The sequence below is a fragment of the uncultured Granulicatella sp. genome (genome assembly GCF_963545075.1).
Taxonomy (GTDB): domain Bacteria; phylum Bacillota; class Bacilli; order Lactobacillales; family Aerococcaceae; genus Granulicatella.
Genome location: NZ_CAUUHX010000005.1, coordinates 1 through 21,918, shown reverse-complemented (window position 1 = coordinate 21,918; position 21,918 = coordinate 1). Strand labels below are relative to the sequence as shown.

Sequence of the window (21,918 nt, the reverse complement as noted above, 5' to 3'; positions counted from 1 at the left end):
ATATTTTTTTAGTCGTAAAATGGAAAAGCCTGAATAAAGGCTTTTTCTTTTTGTATAAGAGTCGATAATTTGATTGATGATAAATGTGTTAATATGAATATTCTGCTAAATGTATTGCATAACGCGATACAAATGGTATATTAGTTCTAATCATGTAAGAGGGGAAATATGTATGAAAACAGCTAGTGTAAATGTTAGAATTCAAGAAAATATTAAAGAAGAAGCAGAAAAAATTTTATCGCAGATAGGTTTCTCGAGCGATAGCCATTGATTTATTTTATCGATAAATTATTATGAATAATAGCATTCCATTTTCTTTAACTGTTCCTAAGCACTAAGTTTCTATTCGTGATACAATGACTGAAGAAGAATTTCACACAATGATGAATAAAGGAATGCAACAAGTTAAAAATAATGGGTCACAAGATATGGAAAATGTATTTGATTAGTCTGCATTGGAAAGGAGAAGTCACTTGTTAGGAGAACGTCTTAAACATAGAAGATTAGAATTAAATTTAACACAAAAGGAATTATCAGAAGGAATTTGTAAACAAAGCCAAATTAGTAGAATAGAAAATCAAAATTATGATCCTAGTGCTTTAATTTTAAAAGAATTGTCTGTTCGTTTAAATGTAACTATGGACTATTTTTTTAATTCGAAGCTAGAGGGAACTGATTCTGTATTAAAATCATTCAAAAAAATAGCTGATGATGCTTTAGCTCAAAGAGATTTTAGTAAATTAGAATATTGTTTATCACTAGAGCTGAATAAGAAGCAAAAAATTACATTAGAAGAGGATCTTATTTACCTAGAATGGATAAAGGCAATTGTTGCGTTTAATGTACATAAAGATATTGTCAAAGCAATAGAAATGATGGAACACTTATGTAAAAAAATAAAAAAGAATGATGAATACTATTTAGATTTTTTGAATACTTTAGCACTATTTTATTTTGAATGTGATGAAATTGAAAAATATAAACAGCTTTATAAAGTTCTAATGGAAGAGATTTATAAAGTAGATATGTCAAAGCAGGATAATTTACATAAGGTAATCAAAATCAGATATAACTATGCTCGAATTTTAGTAAGAAATAAAGTTAAAAAAGAAGCTTTAGAAGAGATTTTAGAAACAATTGATATCTGTAAAGAAAATAGTAGTATCTATTTATTAGCCGACTTATATTGTTTATTAGCGAACATTGGAGATAATTTTCTGTCAGACGAAGATATTCTTATGTATTATGAACAAGCTAAGTTTTTGTATAAATTATTAGGAAATGAAAAAATGTATTTAAGAATACAAGAATATTTAAGTAGCCGTTTTTAATCTCTTTTTAAAAACAAAAGTAAAACATTATGGGAATCAGTAATCAGATTTCCATAATGTTTTTTATATGATGTGACAAATAGATAAAATTCATATAGGGATATTTTCTAAAAAAAATACATATTTGAATAAATTGATATTGAAAATAACATAAGGGTGTGATAAGCTTTCACTAATTAGGAGTGTGTATAGTTATTGGAGGTTAATAGGAATTGGAAAATAATGTTAGTTTGTATTTTAGGGAGACTATGGAAAAAGCAGGAATGAACTATATACCTGATTCAGGAGTTATGTATCGTAAAACACTTAAATTTTCTTCTGTTTTAAATATTGAAGAAAGATTTGAAGATTTTTTTAAGATTGATGGTTATTTTTACACGAATCAAAGATGTTTTAGAGTTACAGATAAAATTCTTGAAATAACAGGGTATGAAGGAGTTGCATCTCCTTATAATCATATGCTAAGTTTCTTTTTACTAAAGCAAGAAAATCTTGAAAATGCATTTAAAATGACAAGTGATTTTTTTAGGAAATTAAATTTTTTAGATGGAAAAACTACAATGGTTTTATCTCAAAAGATGTTATCGTTAATAAATGCAAAAACAAAAGAATTATTTGATATTTGCTTGATTAATAGTGATAAATTATCGACTACTTTAGGTGAGGATAGATTTAAGGGAGAGTATATTAAATTCTATCGTAGAAATAAAAATGGATTAGTACCGGTTGGCAGTCTTAATGTTATTTTTAATGGAGAAAGCTATGTTATTGATAGTTCTTTTTTGAAGGAAGTCATTGAAGTTGAGTATTTTGGAAAAAATAGTATTTATGAATTGAACGATTTCAAAAATTCCTTTATGCAAATCAGAGATAAGATTCCTGAATCTATTCTATCAGTAGGGTTAAAATGTATTAATTTAATGAGAGTCATTTTAGTTCTTATGAATGAGGGAATCGTATTTGGAAATAAAAATCAAGAGTATATTGTTAGGAAATTGCATAGAATACTTATTTTGGAGCTTTTTATATTATTTTTGGATAAAGAAATTACTCGTTCAGAAATTGTTGAATTGATGAGTGATATTACTTTGTCAGGTTTAACGGATTTACAAAATGTAAATACTATTAATTATTCTAATCAGTTTTTTCTAGAAACAATTATTAAAGAAACAGAAAGTTATGTTGAATTATTAGAAAAAGGTATGTTGAAGATTTCTACGCAATCATTTAACTTGGAAGACGAAATAATTTTAAAAGAACGATATGGTATTCCATCAAAATTAATTAAAAGAATTCGTAATGGAAAACTAGAAAATAAGGATGACAATATCCCGATGAATCCGTTAAATAAAGTTATTGATATGCCAACGAAAAATTGGATAAAAGCATTACATGGAGAGTGAATCATGAAGAAAAAAGTATTAATTACAGGTGTTTGTGGAACAATTGGGGAAGCATTAGTAAATTATTTTATAGAAAATGATGCAATAGTTTATGGTGTTGATTATCAAGAAACCCAGTTAGCTATTATGAATAGAAGGTTAGATTCATCAGTATTTTACCCAGTACCAATGGATTTTACTTCGCAAGATTGTTTGAACTATATTGAAGCAATTCAACCAGATATTTTCATTCATGGAGCATCATTAAAAATGACAAATTTCTGTGAAGACTTTGCTGAGTATTATTATTCAAAAAATGTTTTGCAAACAAAAATATTTCTAAAGTCAGTTTTACCTTTTGTAAAGGAAAGAGTTATATTTATCTCAAGTGATGAAGCTTATAAACCGCATAATCAGTTTGGAAAACAAAAACTAGAAGTAGAACAATTTTTGATACAATTAAATGATCAGTATCAAGACGGTTTTATTCAATCCTTACGATTTCCATTTGTGATTGAAAGTAATGGATCAGTCTACCATGTATTTGATAAACTCTCAAAAGAAAATAAACCTCTTCCTTTAACCGATGAGAGAATTACAAAGCTAGCCACAAGAAAAGAAGATTTTATTCTAGGGTGGGATGATTTTTATCATCATGTTCTAAATTCAGGAGTCTATACATTAACGATTGGAAAAGTTCTAAGCATTAAAGCTTTAGCGGAAGAATTAATTGAGAAAAATCACTCTAAGAGTAAAATAGAAATTATTGGATTAAGTGGAGACGATACTTTAGGAGATCCAATAATGGACTTTAATCATTTTAACCAGATTACAGAATATGTCAGTGAGGTTTTTGAATAAAAATACTTATTTGGTAAAAGAATTTAATCTAAAGTACATTTTGATGCTGATAATATTCAGCTGGTACTTCCACAGCAATATATGAAATAATAGTTGGAGGAAATGTTAGATGACTGATGAGGAAAAAGTACAACAAATTATTGATAAATATAATCAAAGTATAGCAGAACTCTCTGAAAAAGCTACAGCTAAAGAATTCAAGTTTGTGATGAGTTACATCGCACAAGAAGCGAATCGTAGACAGCGAGAGCTTGTTGGAATGAAAGATTAGTAGAAAGCATGGAACTAGAAATTCTAGTTTCGTGCTTTTTTGTGTGTAAAAAAATATACACTCATGTGATATTTTTCGTTAAAAATAGTTACAATTCTAAAAAAATGGTATAATATAAAAAAACTTCAAATTATGGGAAAATAACAGAGGTTATTATGTTCAAAAAATAATTTGAACAAAAATAATGGAGAGATGGTTTTCGATTATTATTTTAAGGAGAGGTAGAAGATGGTATTTGAAGTGAAGGGTATCGAAAAACGATACAATAATAAGACAATTTTGCATAATATTTCCTTTAAAATTCCAGAAAATAACATTACAGTCATTCTTGGTAAAAATGGTGCTGGAAAAACAACATTAATTAAATTGATGTTAGGAATGATCAGTGCAGATAAGGGAGACATTTTATTTAAGGGAGAGAATCTCTCAGATATTGGACATTCTTACTACCAAAATGTAAGTGCCGTATTAGAGTCAGTCGATAATGTTTATCCATTTTTAACAGGAAAACAAAATATTGAATACTTTCTTGGATTATCAAAACAATCCATAAACTATATGAATAGTAGTATTCAAGCGTTAATTGATGAGTTCGACCTCAGAGATGCTATTGATGAACCAGTTGGTGGGTACTCTAGAGGAATGTTACAGAAGCTCTCATTAATCATTGCATTAATGACAAATGCAAAGGTGTTATTTTTAGATGAACCAACTTTAGGATTGGATTTTCAAAGTTCAAAGCAACTATGTCAAAAAATTAAACAATTATCAACAGAACAGGACAAAACGATTATTCTTACCTCCCACCAAGCAGAGATTATAGAATTACTAGCAGACTATGTGATTGTGATTGATGAAGGAGAAGTTGTCTATAAGGGAGATTATCAGGACTTCTTGCAACAAGTTCCGCATACTCAAGAATTTGAAGCTGTTATTGAGGGAGAAGTGATTCATCAAGAGCTACAATGTCGCATTGAAAAAGGAAAATCATACATGAAACGGAATACTATTGATGAGTTAACCTCACTTTTAGTAAAACATAACTTGATGTCTCATTTAATCAAGATTGAGAAGTTAAGTCCTACGGTTGAAGAAACACTAGACTATTTCTATAGTCAAAGAGGAGGAGCACATCATGAAGTTATTTAAGGCAGAATTGTGGAAATATTTACATGAAGTACGTACCTATTATCCGGATCATATTGTGAGTGTTGTGGTTACGACGATTGTGTTCTATATGTTTTTATTAGTTCAACATCAACAAATGAGTCAAGGTTATGTAGGATTTGTGTATTGGTATTTGTTGAGTTCGGTTATTAGTGAAGCAGCAGTCTCTGTGTCTTCGGAGAAGCAAATGGGAATTTTAGATCAACTAATTATTAAACCATTTCCTTTCGAACAGCTGATTATAGTAAGGACATTAGTGTGGTTAATTGTCAATCTCATCAAAGTTGCTATTGTATCCCTTGTATTGAGTGCGATTCTTTCAATTCAAATTTCATTCAGCGGTTGGTATATTATCATCTTCTTATTAACAACTGTTGGAGTGTTTGGGTTTACCTTGGTATTAGTGGCATTGACGTTAAAATATACGAAGACAGCATCATTTGATTCGATTATTTCTTATGCATTATTATTTTTCACTGGAGCTATTTTACCTCATGAGATGATGCCTGAATGGGCCGTTACGATTGGTCGATTTCTTCCTATTTCTCTAGGGATTGAAATGACGCAATCTCTGATTCAAGGAGGAATAGTTACTTTGTTGGAGTACATATTATTAGCCGGTCAGTCAGTATTGTTCTTGGTAATTGGTTATGTTTTATTTAAGAAAATTTACCAATCTAGTAAGAAAGCAGGGATTGATAGAAGTTATTAATGTTATGAGTGAGTATCTCTAGTTTGAAATATTGATAAAATAGAAATAAGAAAAGATTGAAGGATAAAAGAAGTATTTAGTACATTAAATTGTGTAAAGCATCCCAAAAATTAGACATAAAAAATCTAACATTTCGATTCACTTCATTCATTAGGTTTTTTTAGGAGGAAATAATGGTTTATTATATCAAAAAAATTAAAAATGTTATTTTAATTCAACTGCTCTTTCATGTACTTTATACTTCCACTAATGTTGTTATACCGTATTTAAATAAGATTTTGTTTGATAGGGTATTAATTGAGGGTAATGAACTTCTTATAAAATTAATCATTTGTTATCTCTTAGCGATTGTATGTAACTCGTTATTTCAATATATATCACAAGTATATGAATGGAAAACTTCAGTTGAATTTAATCGTGTTGTCAAAGGAAGGTTATGTGATTTTCTTTTATCATCGTCAGTCACAACGTTTAACTCCAAGACAATCGCAGAATACTTATCGGTCTTCAATAATGATGTAGAAGTTTTAAGCGAGGAGTACTTAGATCCTTTATTAGATATTATCAAGTCGTGTATTAGTCTTGCTATTTATGCTGTGTCACTGATTGTTTTTGTGGATTGGAGAGTCGCTATTGTGATTATAGCCTTATCGCTGTGCTCACCCTTTGTTTCCAAGTATTTGGCACCTTATATCACTATAAAACAACGAAGATTTTTGGAAGGATTAGAAGTTTACTCACAACGATTAGCTGATATTTTTTCGATGAAATCTCGTATTAATAGTGAAACCATAAAAACTTTTAGAAAACTACATCAACAACAATTAGATGAAACGGAGAAAAATCGTCTCCATTACGGAAAAATCAAAACGTTATCCAATATTGCTAACGGTCTAGTAATGTTTATAATACAGCTTGCCTCATTTATAGTAGTCGGTTATCTGTTAATAAAAAACGAACTATCAATCGGAGCAGCGGTTGCGACTTTTAGTTATGTAGAAAATTTCATTTATCCAATAAAGAACATTTTAATTGATTTAAACTTAATCAATGCTTCCAAAGAAACTTTGTCAATCATCGTGAATTTAGGAGAAAAGGGTCAGGAATTAGCCGTTCAGACCGATACTAATGGTTCTCAGATCATTATTACCAATGTGAGCTATCATCAAGACAATGTGAACTTAGAAAATCTTAACTTAGAATTTACTGCTCCTCATAAGTATGCAATAGTAGGAAAAAGTGGTGTCGGTAAGTCGACTTTATTGAAGTTAATCATGCATCAAATTCCATTACAATCGGGCGAAATACGGGCAGCTGTTGATCAGATTTTTTATTTGACGCAACATGAGCATTTTATGAAGGCAAAGCTAGAAGATAATATCACGTTATTTGGTCTCTATCAAGACAAAAACCACCATTCACAAGAATTATGGAGTCGTTTAAGTCCATCAACTCAACAAGCGTTGCAGTCTATGAATCCCATGTCTGAATTGAGTGGTGGTGAGAGAAATTTATTAGGATTATTGAGAGCATTAGCTAGTGATAAAAAGATATTATTACTTGATGAACCAACTGCGCATCTCGATAAGGCAAGTGCAGACATGGTTTTGGACTTATTATTAAGTCTGGATGATTATCTAATCATAATGGTATTGCATCATAATTTAGACTATTGGAATAGTAAATTTAATGAAGTAATCACAATAAAATAACAGGAATGAGGAAAATATAAGTTATTAAGATTGAATAAAGCACGACTTTAGAAAAAATTTTCAGTTTAAGTATTAGTATTTAAATTTAATAATATTGGTTGTTTGACAAATCTTATTGGTGAATCTAATTTGTGAGTTTCTATCATATCGATTATAGGTAAAATAAAAGTGCCGATAATATTGTATAAACTCCATTAATTTTAATTCAATAATAATAGTATGGTACCGAGAGTACTCGAACATTGCCTACTCTTTAAAACGGAAGAAAATGGGGAAGCCTTTTTAGCCAAAGTAATGGAAGACGGTTTTATAAAACTTTCATCAGAAAATCTAAGCAACAATGAGGATAATGAGGATATAGATAAGGAATATCCATATGTACTTGTCATTGGTAGGGAAGATGCTTTTGAAAATATCGATGAAATTGTCTGGTATCTTATGGATGTAGCAAAAGAATTTGACGGGGAATATAATGGCTGGGGATGCCATATTGTGAAGTAGCGTGAAATAGCACTTTAAAGAGAAGAAGTGAGATGAAAACGTTCTTTAAAAATATTGATTTCATTAGGCTCTTTGTTCAATAAGGTTGATGAAACAATGTTAACAGAAAATAACGATGTTATGTTGTCTCTCTTTATTTTACAACTTAGGCTGGGCAGAGTGAGTTTGATAAGTTTTAGAATTTCTGTATTTTGATGTATAATATGATCATAAACATTATGTAGGAGAAATAGTATGTTTTTGGAACTAATAAAAGAGATTTATAATAAAATTAATAGGGGAAGAAGCAATATTTTCATACAATTGAATGAAAAAGATAGATTTAATAATAATCTTAAAGAAACTAAATGTCATTTTCCTAATTGTAAAGAAACGCCAATAGAATCACACACTTACCCTAAATCTATGTTGAAAAAATTTGCAAATTCAAATAATGTTTACAGTATAAATTTATCTAAACTAGTGGGGGCTTCTTATTCTGACAGAAAAACTCCCATTTTAGAGATAATGAATATAGGTCACTCTGGAGTGAAGCCTTTATTTTGTAAATTTCATGATACAGAAATTTTTAAGCGAATAGAACTAAAAAATATAGGTGTAGATGAAAAAACTTATCTTTGTTTGTTTCTTTATAGGGTATTTTGTTATGACTACTTATTAGAGAAAGAAATAAAACTAGCTGATAATAGAGGAGAAATACTGGGAGAAAAGGATTATTCTAAAAAAATAACAAAAGAGGATGAAAAAAAGTATTTTATGGAACAAAAAGTAGTTCAATTTATTTTGAATGGTCAATATTCTTTTGATATTTATAAGAATTTAAAATCATTGTTTGATGAAATTTTCAACTGTAACTCTGAGCCTGTATTTAAAGATTTCCAAAATAAATTTCACTTGAAATTTTATGAAATAAGAAATACTAGCAACTTTTTAGCATGTGGCTGTCAATTTTACTATGCTCCAACTTATAAAGATTCTACAATACCAAAATTACCTTCTATTTATGCTCTTGTTCCTAATAAAAAAGGAGATGCTATATATTTTGCCATATTGATACCTAACGATGAAAAACATAATATGATTCCGTTGATTGAATGTCTAGATAATAAGTATAAAGAATATGAAAATAATCAATCTAATAGTTTCATTAAAATTGTAGAATTTCTTTTGTTGGAATCTTCTCAAAACATTATAATGACTGAAAAATTATACAATAGTTTATCGGAAGAAGAAAAAGAAATATTTGAGAAGGTGTATTATTATTTAGTTATTGCAAGACTGTTTGATGGAGAAGAGAGCAAGTGTATCAAAGATGAAGCGTATAGATTATTAACCGAGATATCACTTATAGCAGATTAAAAAGGTTGTTCGACAATCCTGTTAGTGAATCTAATTCGTAAGTTTCTATCATATTGATTATAGGCGAAATAAAAGCTCCAATAATTTTGTATGATCAATCAAAAGTAAAAACAAAGAAGCTATTTCCCTGTGATATGGCTTTTTCTTTTGGAATAGTTACAAATCTAAAAATTTGGTATAATACAAGTATGAAATCAACGAGAAACACTTAAAGTGAAGTGTGGAATGATGATTCTCGGAAATGCACCATCTAGAGTAAAAAGGAGACAAATATGGTTAGTGTTAAAAATTTATTTTTTAGATTAAACAAAATAATTTTAAACGATATAACATTGTCTATTGAACCTAAAGGGCAAATTATTGCATTGCTTGGGCCTAATGGTTCAGGAAAAACAACGCTTATGAATGTTTTAGCCGATTTGTATCAAAAGTATGAGGGCAATGTTCATGATGTAGGTAAAGTACAATTGCTTCCTGATTATGCGTACATACCAGAAGACTTAACAATTAGGGAGTGTTTTAATTTATTTGAGCAAGTTTATGACACATTTAATATCGAAAAGGCAATACAAATATTTAGTTACTTAAATCTTAATCAGGATCAGTTGATTTCTTCGTATTCTAAGGGAATGAAAGAGCAATTACATTTAGCTTTTCTACTTTGTCATGATGTAGATACTTACTTATTGGACGAACCTCTAGCAGCAGTCGATCCGCTTACTCGAGATATATTAATTGACTTAATCATGAAATTTAAAACAAATTCTGGAGTTACAATTATTAGTACACATCTCATACAAGATATGGATAAATTGTTCGATGAAGTTATATTTATGAGCAATGGCGAAATATTATTGCATAATTCAGTACCTCAACTTTTTGAAAAGTATCCTGGATTATCACTAGATGACATTTATAAGGAAGTGAATAGAAATGTGCCTTTTAATTAAGAAGATTATACGTGACTATAAGAATGTCTATTTGTATGTATACGGTATAAGTATAGTAATGAGAATTATTACAATTATGTTGGGGGACATTGAGTGGATTCGTATGCTTAATGGTATTGGGGTTATGATTTCTGCTACGTTTTTAATAGGTATATCTACTTATTTTCTATATGAACTGTTGTACACTAGAAAGAGATATTTTTATTACACTCTAAAATACAGTAAAATGCAAATTCTTATTATATATTCCTTTATCTTTGCATTTTTTAATATCATATACTACTTGATAATTTCAAATTTTGACATTTGGCAACTTTTTCAAAAAGTCATTTCAATATTAAGTTTTTTTAGTATTGTTAGTATGTTGTTGTATCTATGTAGAACATTGATAAAGAAGTCTGTTCGTTTAAATTTATTTATTTTTTCACTTGTTTCAGTGTTAATCTTTCAAGTATGGTGTTTCTATTATATGTTTATGTCAAATAATCAAGATAGAGTGATGATAGGGGTATCATCAGTTAATGAAATTAAAAATGTATACAATAATATAATACCGCTAACGTTGTTTGTAGATGTCCTAAGATATCAAATTTTAGCGGAACAGTCATTGATTATGAATTTAATAGTGACGATTATTTCTATATTAATATTATTTAGTCTTAAAAATAAAAAAATTAATTGGTAACTGATAAGAATGATCAATTAAAAGTAAAAACAAAGAAGCTATATCCCAGTGATATGGCTTTTTCTTTAGGAATAGTCACAAACCTAAAAATTTGGTAAAATACAAGAATGAAATCAAAGGAATGATGATTTCTAGGAAATGTATCCCTTAGAGAAAAAAGACTAACTATGAAAAGTAAATAACAGAATAGAAAAATTCTTTAAAAAATCAAAACCACTAAGAAAAATTTCCAGAGGCATCACTCTTTCAAGTACGAGTTTTAGAACTCAAGGAGAGAACGATGTCCTCTATCTAATAACTATATTATACAATTATTTATGCGAATAGGTCGCATTTAATAATCTAAATACATTATATAAGGAGAAAGTTAATTTGCTTAAAAAATTAAGAGAGTCAGACTTACCAATACTTCATACACTGATATATTCATCTGAAAAACCTAAATGGACACTTTATAATGCCCCTTATTTTGACGAATATAAACAAATAGATTTAGAAACATTTTTACAGTCAGAAAATCATCTTTTTTTTCTGAGTGAAAATATTTTAGCAATTGTTTATGAAGAAAGAATTATTGGAGTTGTTACACGCTATTGGGAAGACATTAGAACTCGTTGGTTAGAAATAGGAATTGTTATTTACGATGATTCATTATGGTCTCACGGTATCGGAACATCTGTCCTACAAGAATGGATTGGGATTTGTTTTAAAGATTTCCCAGAAATTGAACGAGTGGGACTAACAACTTGGAGTGGTAATCCTGGCATGATGAGACTGTCAGAAAAATTAGGGATGACTCAAGAAGCTAGAATTAGAAAAGTTCGTTATTATAAAGGAACTTACTACGATTCTATAAAATATGGAATTCTACGAGATGAATTTTTTGCATTGAAGTAGAAGATAAGCTTATTACTAAAATTTATATAGGGTATTCGACAAAGCCTATTTGTAAATCTAAGTGACTACAATTAGGAGTTATCTAACAACAAAAAAACGGAGAAGCTATATCACAGTGATATGGCTTTTTCTCTAGGAATAGTCACAAACCTAAAAATTTGGTATAATACAAGAATGAAATCAAAGCAACACATATATAGTAAAGTGTTGAATGATGGCTCTAGAATTCAAAGCCCTTAGAGTAAAAAGGAGAGATTGTATGATAAAAGTCATTGTACTAGAAATAGGAATTAAGTGAATAATACAATAATAGCTCTAAATAGCTTGGAATAAAGGGATTGTTAATGTGAAGCAATATTGAAGTAATATAACACAATTTGATACGTATTGGATGGAATTTAACCGTTAAAAAGTTTTAAGGTTTAATATGAGTTGAAATAAATAGTTAGTGATATAAAGGAGGTTTGTTATGCAAAGTGAATTATGGAAAAAAGCTGAAACATATTATAATAAGTATATAGGGATTCCTATATTGAAAATAATATTTTTAGTAATGTTATTTTTCAACTTAAATAAAATTGACATTTCATTTTTATTGAAATGGATTCCTATTAATATTATAAATTTATTTGTTCAGTCCTATGATCATATATTTGATAATATTATATTTCTAATTATTTTAGGAGTTATAGTTAGTACTATAGTTTATATATTAGGATATTTTAATGTCTATCCTAAAGATGAAGAAGAGTATAGAAATATTGATGGGACTATGGGTGGGTACAACTATATATCTGCTATACAAAGAATTATAAGTTTATTTATATGGATTTTCACAGACTTGTGGATAGTAAAATTTATAATTAATACTATTAGTAAAAAATGGTTAGATTTTTCTATAGTTGATATTGATAGTATATGTCTAGCAGTAAATATAATAATATTAATATTTATTTTTAAAGATAAGTTATATTCAATTTCGTATTCAAGAAAATTATTTCCTCCAAAAATAGAGTACAGCGATATATTTTCTTTATATATTATTTTGAATAAGGTAATTATAGAGAACGTCGAATATTTTATATTGAAAGATAATTTTGTTAAGGATACAATATATATACTGATAAAAGTAAGAAATAAAAAAGATGAGCATAAAAAATATGTACGTATTCTTAATCAGAGCACTAAGTTTGATGAAATTAGGTATATGTTTGATAATTTAGAAGTAATACATAAAGATTTAAATAGATAGATAAAAGCTAATTGTTGAATAATAGGGCTCTTTGTCAAATAGGGTTGATGAAACAATTTTAGTGAAGGAATTAAGCGGCGTCAGATTGCTTAATTCCTTTTTTAGTTGTTGGAGCAAATAGTTTAGACATTAGTAGAATTCTATTTCTAAAATGAGTGAAACTAGTGTAGCCATAAGCGTTTCTTTTAAGTACTTTAATTTTGTTGTTAATCCCTTCAATAGGTCCATTTGAAAGAGTTGGATACTCACAAGTATTTTGTAAATACGGTAAAAACTTCTTAAAAGTTTGTAGAACACGATTTAATCCATCAGGCAGATGTTTCGTTTGTACATTCATCAATTCTTCTTTAAAATCATTGAAATTTCGCTCCTTAAAAGCTTCTCTTAATTGAGGTACTGTTTCATATCCTGGTTTAAGTGAAGGTACTTCTTGTACAGCATAAATGATTCCCCTAGACAGCGTAAATGATTCCGTAAAAATATATATTGACAAAATTATCGGAGTTGTTTATAATTTAATTGAAAGTTAATTATTTTTTAATGTTTTTAAGAAAAACGTAACTTGCATTATTTAATTTAAATTTTCTAAATCGAAGGTGATCTTTATGAATAAAATTTTAAAATTACAAAAAATGAAAATGGCTTCAAAAAAAGTAGTTATCCCTTTAGCAAGCGGATTTAGCGTATCCTGTGTATCGCCTTGTACCATTAATTAGCTTTGTAATTTAAAAATATTCTAATTAACTTTCAAGTATCTCCTACTGTTTTTTCGTTTTTCCAGTGGGAGATATATTTGTAGAATGGAGGGAGTATTTTGGAAATTTCACCTATTTTATTAGATATTGATAAGATATTTTATTGTCCAATTCAGGATTATAGGCCTTCAGATGAGTTAAGAGTGATTTGTGAGGCAGCATTATCTAAAATTAATAAGGATTATAAGATTGTTCAAGATAGAATATATTATTTCTGTGATATAAACATGTTTGAATTGCCTTCTTCGGGATGGAAAATACATATATCAGCATGTTATTGGAATTGTGAACAAATATTGAAATTAGTTGTAGAATATTGTGCGACAAATAGATTGAATTTCAAATTTTATGCAGATAAAAAAATAGTCTTTCGTATGAATGAAAAAAGTGCAGATAGGGGAAGTTCGGGTAAGTTTATAACTATTTATATTGATGAGGAAAATTTACTTCTGAAACATTTAAAAGGATTAGGAAATATTTTAAGTGGAATAGAGGGTCCTTATATTTTAACAGATAAAAAGTATAGTGGAATTGTTTACTATAGATATGGAATATTCAAAATGACACATGACTTGTGTATAATAAATCCTGAGAATGGGGATATTTTTATTGATGATCATCAGCCTTTTTTTAATCTACCTTATTGGATATCTGACCCAATAAATGAAGTAGAGGAAGAAGAAAATGATGAGTTGTTGAATAATAGATATGATATATCAGAAGTCTTGAGATTTACTAATGCTGGTGGAACTTATGTAGCAATAGATACCAAAAAATCAGAAAATAGAATTATTAAGGAAGCGAGACCGTATACATGTCAATTTGGAGATAAAAAAGATAGTGTATATTTAAAGCAAAATGAAGAAAAAATATTAAATAAATTACTCGGAATGAGTGGAGTACCACAAGTTTTAGATAGTTTTTTTGATTGGGAGCATTATTTTATTGTAGAATCAATTATGCCTGGTGACACATTAAGAATTTATGCGGCTACTAATAATCCTTTTATAGTTCCCAACTCTGACGAGAGAGAATACATCAATTATTATCGAAAACTAGAAGAAATTTTAAAAAAATGTCTATTAAAGTTGAGAGATATACATAGATATAATATTGTTGTCGGAGATATTTCTAATACCAATATACTTTTTGATGGGAAAGAAATATATTTTGTTGACTTTGATGGTTCTATTGATTTAGATTCAACTGAAGATAAGTATGTGTTTGATACTATTTCATTTTCAGCTAAAAATAATATGGATGTGGATTTAAAAACTAAAGATTACATTTCATTAGGTTTTGTATTTTACTCTATGTTAGTAGGAGGAAGTACTTTTCTAGAATTAGATAAAGAGTCATATGAAAGAATATTGGAACGAATGGGCAATAAATATTTCTTGACAGACTCTCTATATAAGCTAATTGTAGGATTAATAAAAGGACAATGTAATGATGACAATATTTTGTTATTCATTGATAATGCTAAGAAAGAGGTAATCACTAAATTTAGTGAATTGAATGTATCCTATAAAAAAATGAAATTGGATTTGATTACTTCGACTGTTAAATTACTGAACTCAGATACAAGTAGAGTGGTATCTCCATTGCTATTAGAAAATAATTTTAGTTTTAAGTATGGAGTATCAGGAATTGTTTATTCTCTTATCAAATCCAAAGGTCTATCTTATAGACAAAGAGTAGAACTGCATCAGTATTTACTAAATGGTATACAATCTAGTGAATTTGAGGATATGTCCTTTTCTTCGGGATTGGCAGGAGCAATTTTCACATTATTACAATTTGATGATAAAATAAAAAATATTAACAATATTGAAAATTTAGCAGATAAAATATCGAGTTATGTTAGTTATAAAGTTAATGACCCAAATGAATCTTTGAATTTTGGAGAGGGATTATCAGGCTTAGCTTGGGTTCTGTTAAAGGTGTATAAAATTAAACCTAAAGATGAATATTTGATTTCTATTAAGAAAGTTTTTAAACGTATACAGAATGAACTCCCATTATTATATAATTCAGAAAAAATAGGATTTGAATTTGGAAATTCGGGTATTGCATTATTTCTTTTATCTTTATATAAGGAAGTTGGAGAACAAGAAATTATTATGCTTGGAGAAGCCTTATTAATATCTGATATTACTTCGGGGGAAATAGGTGATAATGAAACATATATGCATCCTATGTTAAGAGACGAAAAAGATATCTTATTCCCCTATTTTTCATATGGCACAGCTGGAATTACTTATGTAGCATTAGAATATTTTGAGTTAGGCATAAAAGAAAATTTACAAGATTATCTAGCCAATTTGATTAATGGTATAAAAGTTAATTTTACAGTTCATTTGGGATTTGAAAAAGGAGAATCTGGTATTCTGTATGTCCTTTGCAAAGCTGCTCGATTAGGATTTATTGATGTAGAGTATGTAAATGAGTGTTTAAAAAATATTTATATTCAACTTTATAGAGAACATGAGGATTATAATTTATTATGCCCTGGATATGCAATGCTCCGTTGTTCTATTGATTTTGGGACTGGAAGTGCTGGATTATTGTTAGCATTGAATGAATTTTCTAAATTAGAGGGGAAGGAATTAGAATGTTTCGATTCTTAAGATTTATACTAGTAGGTAATAAACGAATATTTATATGTGCTGTGTTATTTTTAGCTTTACTATCTCTTGATGGAATTGGTGCACCGTATTTTTTAGGGAAATTTACAGATTATATGAACAATAGTGATTTTGATAGCAGTATGTATACAGTATTTTTATGGCTGATTTTTTTACTGTTAATTGTTTTATCAAAATTTCTATTTAGTTTCTTTAAAGGAAAGTTTATTCAAAATGTAAATTATCAGTTAAAAAATATACATGCAGTAAATTCTGTTAGCAAAGAGAATTTACAGCAATCACCAAGTTCTTACATCACTAGTATTACTAGTGAAGTTCAGCAAATTGAAAATAAATTTATCATTAATGTATTTACTATGATTTTGTGTACACTTCAAGGTGTTGTTACATTTATATTTTTGATGAATATCAATATGTTAGTGGGCTTAATTTTTGTTAGTTTGGGAGCTATACCTGCTCTAATTCCTAAGTTAACTAAAAAATGGTTAAAGAAAGGAACTATACGTTGGCAAGAAGCCAATGATCAATATATAGGATTTTTAACAGATTTTTTAGAGGCACGTCCGTTGATGAAAAGATTTGGTGTGGTAAATAATGTACTAAAAAAGTTGAGTGAGAAGTTAGGAGTATCTGAAAAAAATTATTTTAAGATGGATTTTAATCAAAATATCGCCAATACCGTTATTAGTTTACTATATGTGTGCTCATTATTGATAGCATTAATGCTGGGAATAAGTTCTGTTCAAAATGGATATATGACAGTAGGAAGTTTACTTACTATTTATATGGCAGCTGATAGGGTTGTAACTCCATTAATTACTGCTGCTTCTACATATAATGTGATTCAATCAATTGATCCAATATTGAATAAAGTACTAACTCTTAATAGTATAGCCGAAGAATATGAGCAACTGCTAGAGTTACCAATAAGTAGAGAAGTTATCTTAGAATTTAAACAAACTACAGTAGGATATCAAGATAATGAATTGATTAAAAATATTGATTTTTCACTTGGAAGTCATGATAAGATATTATTCAAAGCACCTTCAGGTTCAGGAAAGAGTACTTTTTTAAAAACTATTTTAGGGGAAACGCAGGTATTATCTGGTACTATCAATTATGGGCAAGAACAAGGAATTGAACTTTTCTCTGTTGTTTCTCAAAACCCATTTATCTTTGACGAAACATTGCTGTTTAATCTGACGTTTGATAGTCCAATAGATGAAAGTAGAGTCATTGAAATTTTAAGAAGAGTAGGAATGAAACACTTAGCAACAAAAGAGATGCTTCATACTAAAATGGATAAACAATTACATTCTCTGTCTGGTGGAGAATTAAAACGGTTAGAGTTAGCAAGAGCATTATTATTTGAAAAACCATGCTTACTTGTTGACGAAGCTTTATCAGGGCTGGATGATGAGAGTTCAAAAATTTTGAATGGTTTGATTAAAACTTATTCTGGAGCAGTTATTGATATAGAACATCATATTTCAGAGGAAATGATGGTTGGATATGATAAAATCATTACTATCAAGGACAATCATCTAGTTATAAATAAGATGTGAGTAGAGTAGTTAATAGGTAAAATAGTGTAATTAGATAATTTTTGTGATTGTTCGATAAATCCCCAATATAAACAAAGAAGCTATATCCCAGTGATATGGCTTTTTCTTTAGGAATAGTCACAAACCTAAAAATTTGGTAAAATACAAGAATGAAATCAAAGGAATGATGATTTCTAGGAAATGTATCCCTTAGAGAAAAAAGACTAACTATGAAAAGTAAATAACAGAATAGAAAAATTCTTTAAAAAATCAAAACCACTAAGAAAAATTTCCAGAGGCATCACTCTTTCAAGTACGAGTTTTAGAACTCAAGGAGAGAACGATGTCCTCTATCTAATAACTATATTATACAATTATTTATGCGAATAGGTCGCATTTAATAATCTAAATACATTATATAAGGAGAAAGTTAATTTGCTTAAAAAATTAAGAGAGTCAGACTTACCAATACTTCATACACTGATATATTCATCTGAAAAACCTAAATGGACACTTTATAATGCCCCTTATTTTGACGAATATAAACAAATAGATTTAGAAACATTTTTACAGTCAGAAAATCATCTTTTTTTTCTGAGTGAAAATATTTTAGCAATTGTTTATGAAGAAAGAATTATTGGAGTTGTTACACGCTATTGGGAAGACATTAGAACTCGTTGGTTAGAAATAGGAATTGTTATTTACGATGATTCATTATGGTCTCACGGTATCGGAACATCTGTCCTACAAGAATGGATTGGGATTTGTTTTAAAGATTTCCCAGAAATTGAACGAGTGGGACTAACAACTTGGAGTGGTAATCCTGGCATGATGAGACTGTCAGAAAAATTAGGGATGACTCAAGAAGCTAGAATTAGAAAAGTTCGTTATTATAAAGGAACTTACTACGATTCTATAAAATATGGAATTCTACGAGATGAATTTTTTGCATTGAAGTAGAAGATAAGCTTATTACTAAAATTTATATAGGGTATTCGACAAAGCCTATTTGTAAATCTAAGTGACTACAATTAGGAGTTATCTAACAACAAAAAAACGGAGAAGCTATATCACAGTGATATGGCTTTTTCTCTAGGAATAGTCACAAACCTAAAAATTTGGTATAATACAAGAATGAAATCAAAGCAACACATATATAGTAAAGTGTTGAATGATTGTTCTAGGATACAAAGTCCCTAGAGTAAAAAAGGAGAGATTGTATGATAAAAGTCATTGCACTAGACTTAGATGGAACATTACTAACCGATGATAAAAAAGTAACACCTGAAAATAAAAAAGCCATTCAACTGGCTAAAGAACAAGGAGTAAAAATTGTCCTTTGTACAGGTCGTCCATTAATGAGTATTTACCATTTATTAGAAGAATTAGATTTATTAGGTGATGATGATTTTTCTATTAACTACAATGGTGGAATTATTCAAAAAACAAAATCCCAAGAAATTTTATTTAAACAAGGTCATTCGAGAGATGATATGCAATACTGCTATGAAGAAGCGTATAAAGTAGGATTACCTCTTGTAATGATTGATTTAGAAAGAGCTTATGAAACAACCTATCCTGAAGGAAGACCTTCTATTTATCCAGGATTACCTCATCCAATTGAGTTCGTTACAAAAAATCCATCGGAATTTGAAGCAAGCCACGTGTTTTATAAGGCAGTACTATGTATTGAAGAATCACTATTAGATGAAGGAATTCGTCAATTACCAGAAGCTTTCTTTGAAAAATTCAATTGTATGAAGTCTCGTACTTTCTTATTAGAAGTAGTTCCAAAAGAAGTTTCTAAAGGAACAGGGTTAACGCATTTAGCTGAAATTTTAGGAATTACAGTAGAGGAAATTGCAGCTTGTGGAGACGAAGAAAATGATTTATCAATGCTTACAACAGTTGGTTTCCCAGTAGCAATGGGAAATGGTTCTCCAGAAGTAAAAGAAGTAGCAAAATTCATTACGAAGACAAATGAAGAGTCTGGGGTAGCTCATGCTATTTATCACATTTTAGAACAAAATAAACGTGAAAGAGAAGGAGTGAAATAATGGGATTATTTGATCGTATTAAACGTGCCTTTACCGGTGAAGATGCTGTCATTAAACAGCAAGAACAAGAAACTTCGATTATTATTGATAAATATGACCAAGGAATGCAAAAAACTCGTAAAAGTTTTTCGGATCATTTAAACGAATTTTTAGCAGATTTTAGAACGATTGATGAAGATTTCTTCGATGATTTAGAAGAAACATTTATTTCTTCAGATGTAGGTTTTGAAATGACGTTAGCGATTACGGATGCTTTAAGAGATGAAGTTCGTTTGAAAAATGCTAAAAATGCTCATGATGTCAAACAAGTGATTATTGAAAAAATGGTAGACATTTATGAAAAAGGTGAAGACAATTTAGCAACTTTAGCAAAAGCTGAAGGTAGACCAACTGTATTACTATTTGTTGGGGTTAATGGTGTTGGTAAAACAACTACGATTGGTAAAATTGCTTGGAGATTAAAACAAGAAGGGCATTCTGTATTATTAGCTGCAGGAGATACATTCCGTGCTGGAGCTATCCAACAATTAGAAATTTGGGGCGAACGTGTAGGGGTTCCAGTTGTTAGTGGTAAAGAAGGTGGAGATCCTTCTTCTGTTGTGTATGATGCCATTAAAAAAGCGAAAGCAGAAAATATCGATTATTTATTAATTGATACAGCCGGTCGTCTACAAAATAAAGTGAATCTAATGAAAGAATTAGAAAAAATGAACCGTATTATTTCTAGAGAAATTGAAACAGGAGCAGATGAAACTTTATTAGTGTTAGATGCAACTACAGGACAAAATGCTTTAGTTCAAGCAAAACAATTTAAAGAAACGATTGATGTGACAGGTTTAATTTTAACAAAATTAGATGGTACTGCAAAAGGTGGCGTAATTTTATCAATTCGTCATGAAATGAATATTCCAGTTAAATTTATTGGATTAGGAGAAAAAATGGATGATTTACAACCATTTGACTCTACACAATTTATCTTCGGATTAGTGAAAGATTCGCTGAAATAATATAACAATATTTTAAATGACTTTTCATATGTAGTAAGGACGGCAGCAGGTTCGAAAATGAATCTCATATCTAAGATGCTACGGGAAAAGTCATTTTTTTATTCTAAAAACTTTTTTGTTCGTGTTTTACTAAATAATGCAAACGTTCAATTAATGAATGTTCATGGATTTAAAGTTTTTTGTTTACATTTTAGTCAAAATAAGTTAAAATATTTCGTGGTAACAGATATGAAACAAATGCTTACTTAAGGAGGTTACCTCATGTTTGAAATGAAAGTTTTTGATTATGAAGATATTCAATTAGTACCGAATAAATGTATTGTAAATAGTCGTTCAGAATGCAATACAACTGTTCAATTAGGGAAACACACTTTTAAAATCCCTGTAGTACCTGCAAATATGCAAACAATTATTGATGAATCAGTGGCAGAATTTTTAGCAGAAAATGGATATTTTTATATTATGCATCGTTTTAATGAACAAGGAAGAATTCCATTTATTAAAAAAATGCATGAAAAAAATCTTATTGCTTCAATCAGTGTGGGTGTAAAACCTCATGAATATGAATTTATTGAAGAATTAAAAGAGAAAAATTTAATTCCGGATTATATTACGATTGATATTGCTCATGGACATGCGAATTCAGTTATTGATATTATTGGACATATTAAAAAACATTTACCAGAAACATTCGTAATTGCTGGGAATGTAGGTACACCTGAAGCCGTTCGTGAATTAGAAAATGCTGGTGCTGATGCCACAAAAGTTGGTATCGGACCTGGTAAAGTATGTATTACAAAAATTAAAACAGGATTCGGTCCGGGTGG

At 29.1% G+C, this 21,918-nt stretch carries 19 protein-coding genes and 1 pseudogene; 19 read left to right on the top strand and 1 reads right to left on the bottom strand.

Features of this window, described 5'->3' with window-relative positions:
- Positions 1–172 precede the first annotated feature (172 nt).
- The 13 genes and pseudogenes from RWZ86_RS08235 (at position 173) to RWZ86_RS01295 (ending at position 13,080) form a co-directional block, all read left to right on the top strand.
- Positions 173–449: pseudogene (locus RWZ86_RS08235) on the top strand (type II toxin-antitoxin system RelB/DinJ family antitoxin).
- A 24-nt stretch (positions 450–473) separates the two neighbouring features.
- The gene (locus RWZ86_RS01350) at positions 474–1,331 is read left to right on the top strand and encodes a helix-turn-helix domain-containing protein (protein WP_314257238.1); all 858 of its coding nucleotides are present in this window, start codon (positions 474–476) and stop codon (positions 1,329–1,331) included.
- Between the two features lie 248 nt (positions 1,332–1,579).
- On the top strand, positions 1,580–2,734 hold the full coding sequence (locus tag RWZ86_RS01345; protein WP_314257236.1) for a hypothetical protein: 1,155 nt from the start codon (positions 1,580–1,582) through the stop codon (positions 2,732–2,734).
- Between the two features lie 3 nt (positions 2,735–2,737).
- Complete coding sequence (locus tag RWZ86_RS01340) at positions 2,738–3,574, top strand: SDR family NAD(P)-dependent oxidoreductase (RefSeq protein ID WP_314679358.1); 837 nt, start codon at positions 2,738–2,740, stop codon at positions 3,572–3,574.
- Between the two features lie 109 nt (positions 3,575–3,683).
- The gene (locus RWZ86_RS01335) at positions 3,684–3,845 is read left to right on the top strand and encodes a hypothetical protein (RefSeq protein ID WP_314077085.1); all 162 of its coding nucleotides are present in this window, start codon (positions 3,684–3,686) and stop codon (positions 3,843–3,845) included.
- 228 nt (positions 3,846–4,073) lie between these two features.
- The gene (locus RWZ86_RS01330) at positions 4,074–4,994 is read left to right on the top strand and encodes an ABC transporter ATP-binding protein (RefSeq protein ID WP_314679356.1); all 921 of its coding nucleotides are present in this window, start codon (positions 4,074–4,076) and stop codon (positions 4,992–4,994) included.
- Positions 4,981–5,724 (top strand): ABC transporter permease, encoded by a 744-nt coding sequence (locus RWZ86_RS01325; protein WP_314679355.1) that lies wholly within the window; start codon positions 4,981–4,983, stop codon positions 5,722–5,724. Before RWZ86_RS01330 ends, RWZ86_RS01325 begins: the two co-directional genes overlap by 14 nt.
- Before the next feature lie 173 nt (positions 5,725–5,897).
- A complete protein-coding gene (locus RWZ86_RS01320) occupies positions 5,898–7,436 on the top strand; it encodes an ABC transporter ATP-binding protein (RefSeq protein WP_314679352.1) in 1,539 nt (512 codons plus the stop codon).
- Between the two features lie 219 nt (positions 7,437–7,655).
- On the top strand, positions 7,656–7,937 hold the full coding sequence (locus tag RWZ86_RS01315) for a ribonuclease E inhibitor RraB (RefSeq protein WP_314679350.1): 282 nt from the start codon (positions 7,656–7,658) through the stop codon (positions 7,935–7,937).
- 234 nt (positions 7,938–8,171) lie between these two features.
- Positions 8,172–9,296: a hypothetical protein gene (locus tag RWZ86_RS01310; RefSeq protein WP_314679348.1), complete on the top strand. Its 1,125-nt coding sequence runs from the start codon at positions 8,172–8,174 to the stop codon at positions 9,294–9,296.
- Positions 9,297–9,568: 272 nt separating this feature from the next.
- A complete protein-coding gene (locus tag RWZ86_RS01305) occupies positions 9,569–10,246 on the top strand; it encodes an ABC transporter ATP-binding protein (protein WP_314679346.1) in 678 nt (225 codons plus the stop codon).
- Between the two features lie 1,057 nt (positions 10,247–11,303).
- Positions 11,304–11,828 carry a GNAT family protein gene (locus tag RWZ86_RS01300; RefSeq protein ID WP_314679336.1) on the top strand — a complete coding sequence of 175 codons (525 nt, stop codon included), beginning with the start codon at positions 11,304–11,306 and terminating at the stop codon, positions 11,826–11,828.
- A gap of 469 nt (positions 11,829–12,297) precedes the next feature.
- Positions 12,298–13,080 carry a hypothetical protein gene (locus tag RWZ86_RS01295; protein ID WP_314679344.1) on the top strand — a complete coding sequence of 261 codons (783 nt, stop codon included), beginning with the start codon at positions 12,298–12,300 and terminating at the stop codon, positions 13,078–13,080.
- Between the two features lie 70 nt (positions 13,081–13,150).
- Here the strand turns inward: RWZ86_RS01295 and RWZ86_RS01290 are convergent, their stop codons facing one another.
- Entirely contained in the window at positions 13,151–13,573 is a 423-nt protein-coding gene (locus RWZ86_RS01290; RefSeq protein WP_314679342.1) for a transposase, read from the bottom strand.
- A gap of 321 nt (positions 13,574–13,894) precedes the next feature.
- Here RWZ86_RS01290 and lanKC point away from each other — a divergent pair, with 321 nt between their 5' ends.
- From lanKC to RWZ86_RS01260, 6 genes are all read left to right on the top strand, one after another.
- Positions 13,895–16,465 (top strand): class III lanthionine synthetase LanKC, encoded by a 2,571-nt coding sequence (gene lanKC, locus RWZ86_RS01285; RefSeq protein ID WP_314679340.1) that lies wholly within the window; start codon positions 13,895–13,897, stop codon positions 16,463–16,465.
- The gene (locus RWZ86_RS01280; protein WP_314679338.1) at positions 16,450–18,048 is read left to right on the top strand and encodes an ABC transporter ATP-binding protein; all 1,599 of its coding nucleotides are present in this window, start codon (positions 16,450–16,452) and stop codon (positions 18,046–18,048) included. Before lanKC ends, RWZ86_RS01280 begins: the two co-directional genes overlap by 16 nt.
- 414 nt (positions 18,049–18,462) lie before the next feature.
- Positions 18,463–18,987 (top strand): GNAT family protein, encoded by a 525-nt coding sequence (locus RWZ86_RS01275; RefSeq protein WP_314679336.1) that lies wholly within the window; start codon positions 18,463–18,465, stop codon positions 18,985–18,987.
- Between the two features lie 260 nt (positions 18,988–19,247).
- Complete coding sequence (locus tag RWZ86_RS01270; protein WP_314679333.1) at positions 19,248–20,084, top strand: Cof-type HAD-IIB family hydrolase; 837 nt, start codon at positions 19,248–19,250, stop codon at positions 20,082–20,084.
- Positions 20,084–21,091 (top strand): signal recognition particle-docking protein FtsY, encoded by a 1,008-nt coding sequence (gene ftsY, locus RWZ86_RS01265; RefSeq protein ID WP_006702571.1) that lies wholly within the window; start codon positions 20,084–20,086, stop codon positions 21,089–21,091. Before RWZ86_RS01270 ends, ftsY begins: the two co-directional genes overlap by 1 nt.
- 270 nt (positions 21,092–21,361) lie before the next feature.
- Positions 21,362–21,918, top strand: a 557-nt coding sequence (locus tag RWZ86_RS01260) for a GMP reductase (RefSeq protein WP_314679410.1), incomplete at its 3' end; no start/stop codon positions are given.

Excerpts from the sequence above, each read along its gene's own strand:
- RWZ86_RS01345 (WP_314257236.1), top strand. The coding sequence starts at position 1,580 with ATGGAAAAAGCAGGAATGAACTATATACCTGATTCAGGAGTTATGTAT.
- RWZ86_RS01340 (WP_314679358.1), top strand. The coding sequence starts at position 2,738 with ATGAAGAAAAAAGTATTAATTACAGGTGTTTGTGGAACAATTGGGGAA.
- RWZ86_RS01335 (WP_314077085.1), top strand. The coding sequence starts at position 3,684 with ATGACTGATGAGGAAAAAGTACAACAAATTATTGATAAATATAATCAA.
- RWZ86_RS01330 (WP_314679356.1), top strand. The coding sequence starts at position 4,074 with ATGGTATTTGAAGTGAAGGGTATCGAAAAACGATACAATAATAAGACA.
- RWZ86_RS01325 (WP_314679355.1), top strand. The coding sequence starts at position 4,981 with ATGAAGTTATTTAAGGCAGAATTGTGGAAATATTTACATGAAGTACGT.
- RWZ86_RS01320 (WP_314679352.1), top strand. The coding sequence starts at position 5,898 with ATGGTTTATTATATCAAAAAAATTAAAAATGTTATTTTAATTCAACTG.
- RWZ86_RS01315 (WP_314679350.1), top strand. The coding sequence starts at position 7,656 with ATGGTACCGAGAGTACTCGAACATTGCCTACTCTTTAAAACGGAAGAA.
- RWZ86_RS01310 (WP_314679348.1), top strand. The coding sequence starts at position 8,172 with ATGTTTTTGGAACTAATAAAAGAGATTTATAATAAAATTAATAGGGGA.
- RWZ86_RS01305 (WP_314679346.1), top strand. The coding sequence starts at position 9,569 with ATGGTTAGTGTTAAAAATTTATTTTTTAGATTAAACAAAATAATTTTA.
- RWZ86_RS01295 (WP_314679344.1), top strand. The coding sequence starts at position 12,298 with ATGCAAAGTGAATTATGGAAAAAAGCTGAAACATATTATAATAAGTAT.
- RWZ86_RS01280 (WP_314679338.1), top strand. The coding sequence starts at position 16,450 with ATGTTTCGATTCTTAAGATTTATACTAGTAGGTAATAAACGAATATTT.
- RWZ86_RS01270 (WP_314679333.1), top strand. The coding sequence starts at position 19,248 with ATGATAAAAGTCATTGCACTAGACTTAGATGGAACATTACTAACCGAT.
- ftsY (WP_006702571.1), top strand. The coding sequence starts at position 20,084 with ATGGGATTATTTGATCGTATTAAACGTGCCTTTACCGGTGAAGATGCT.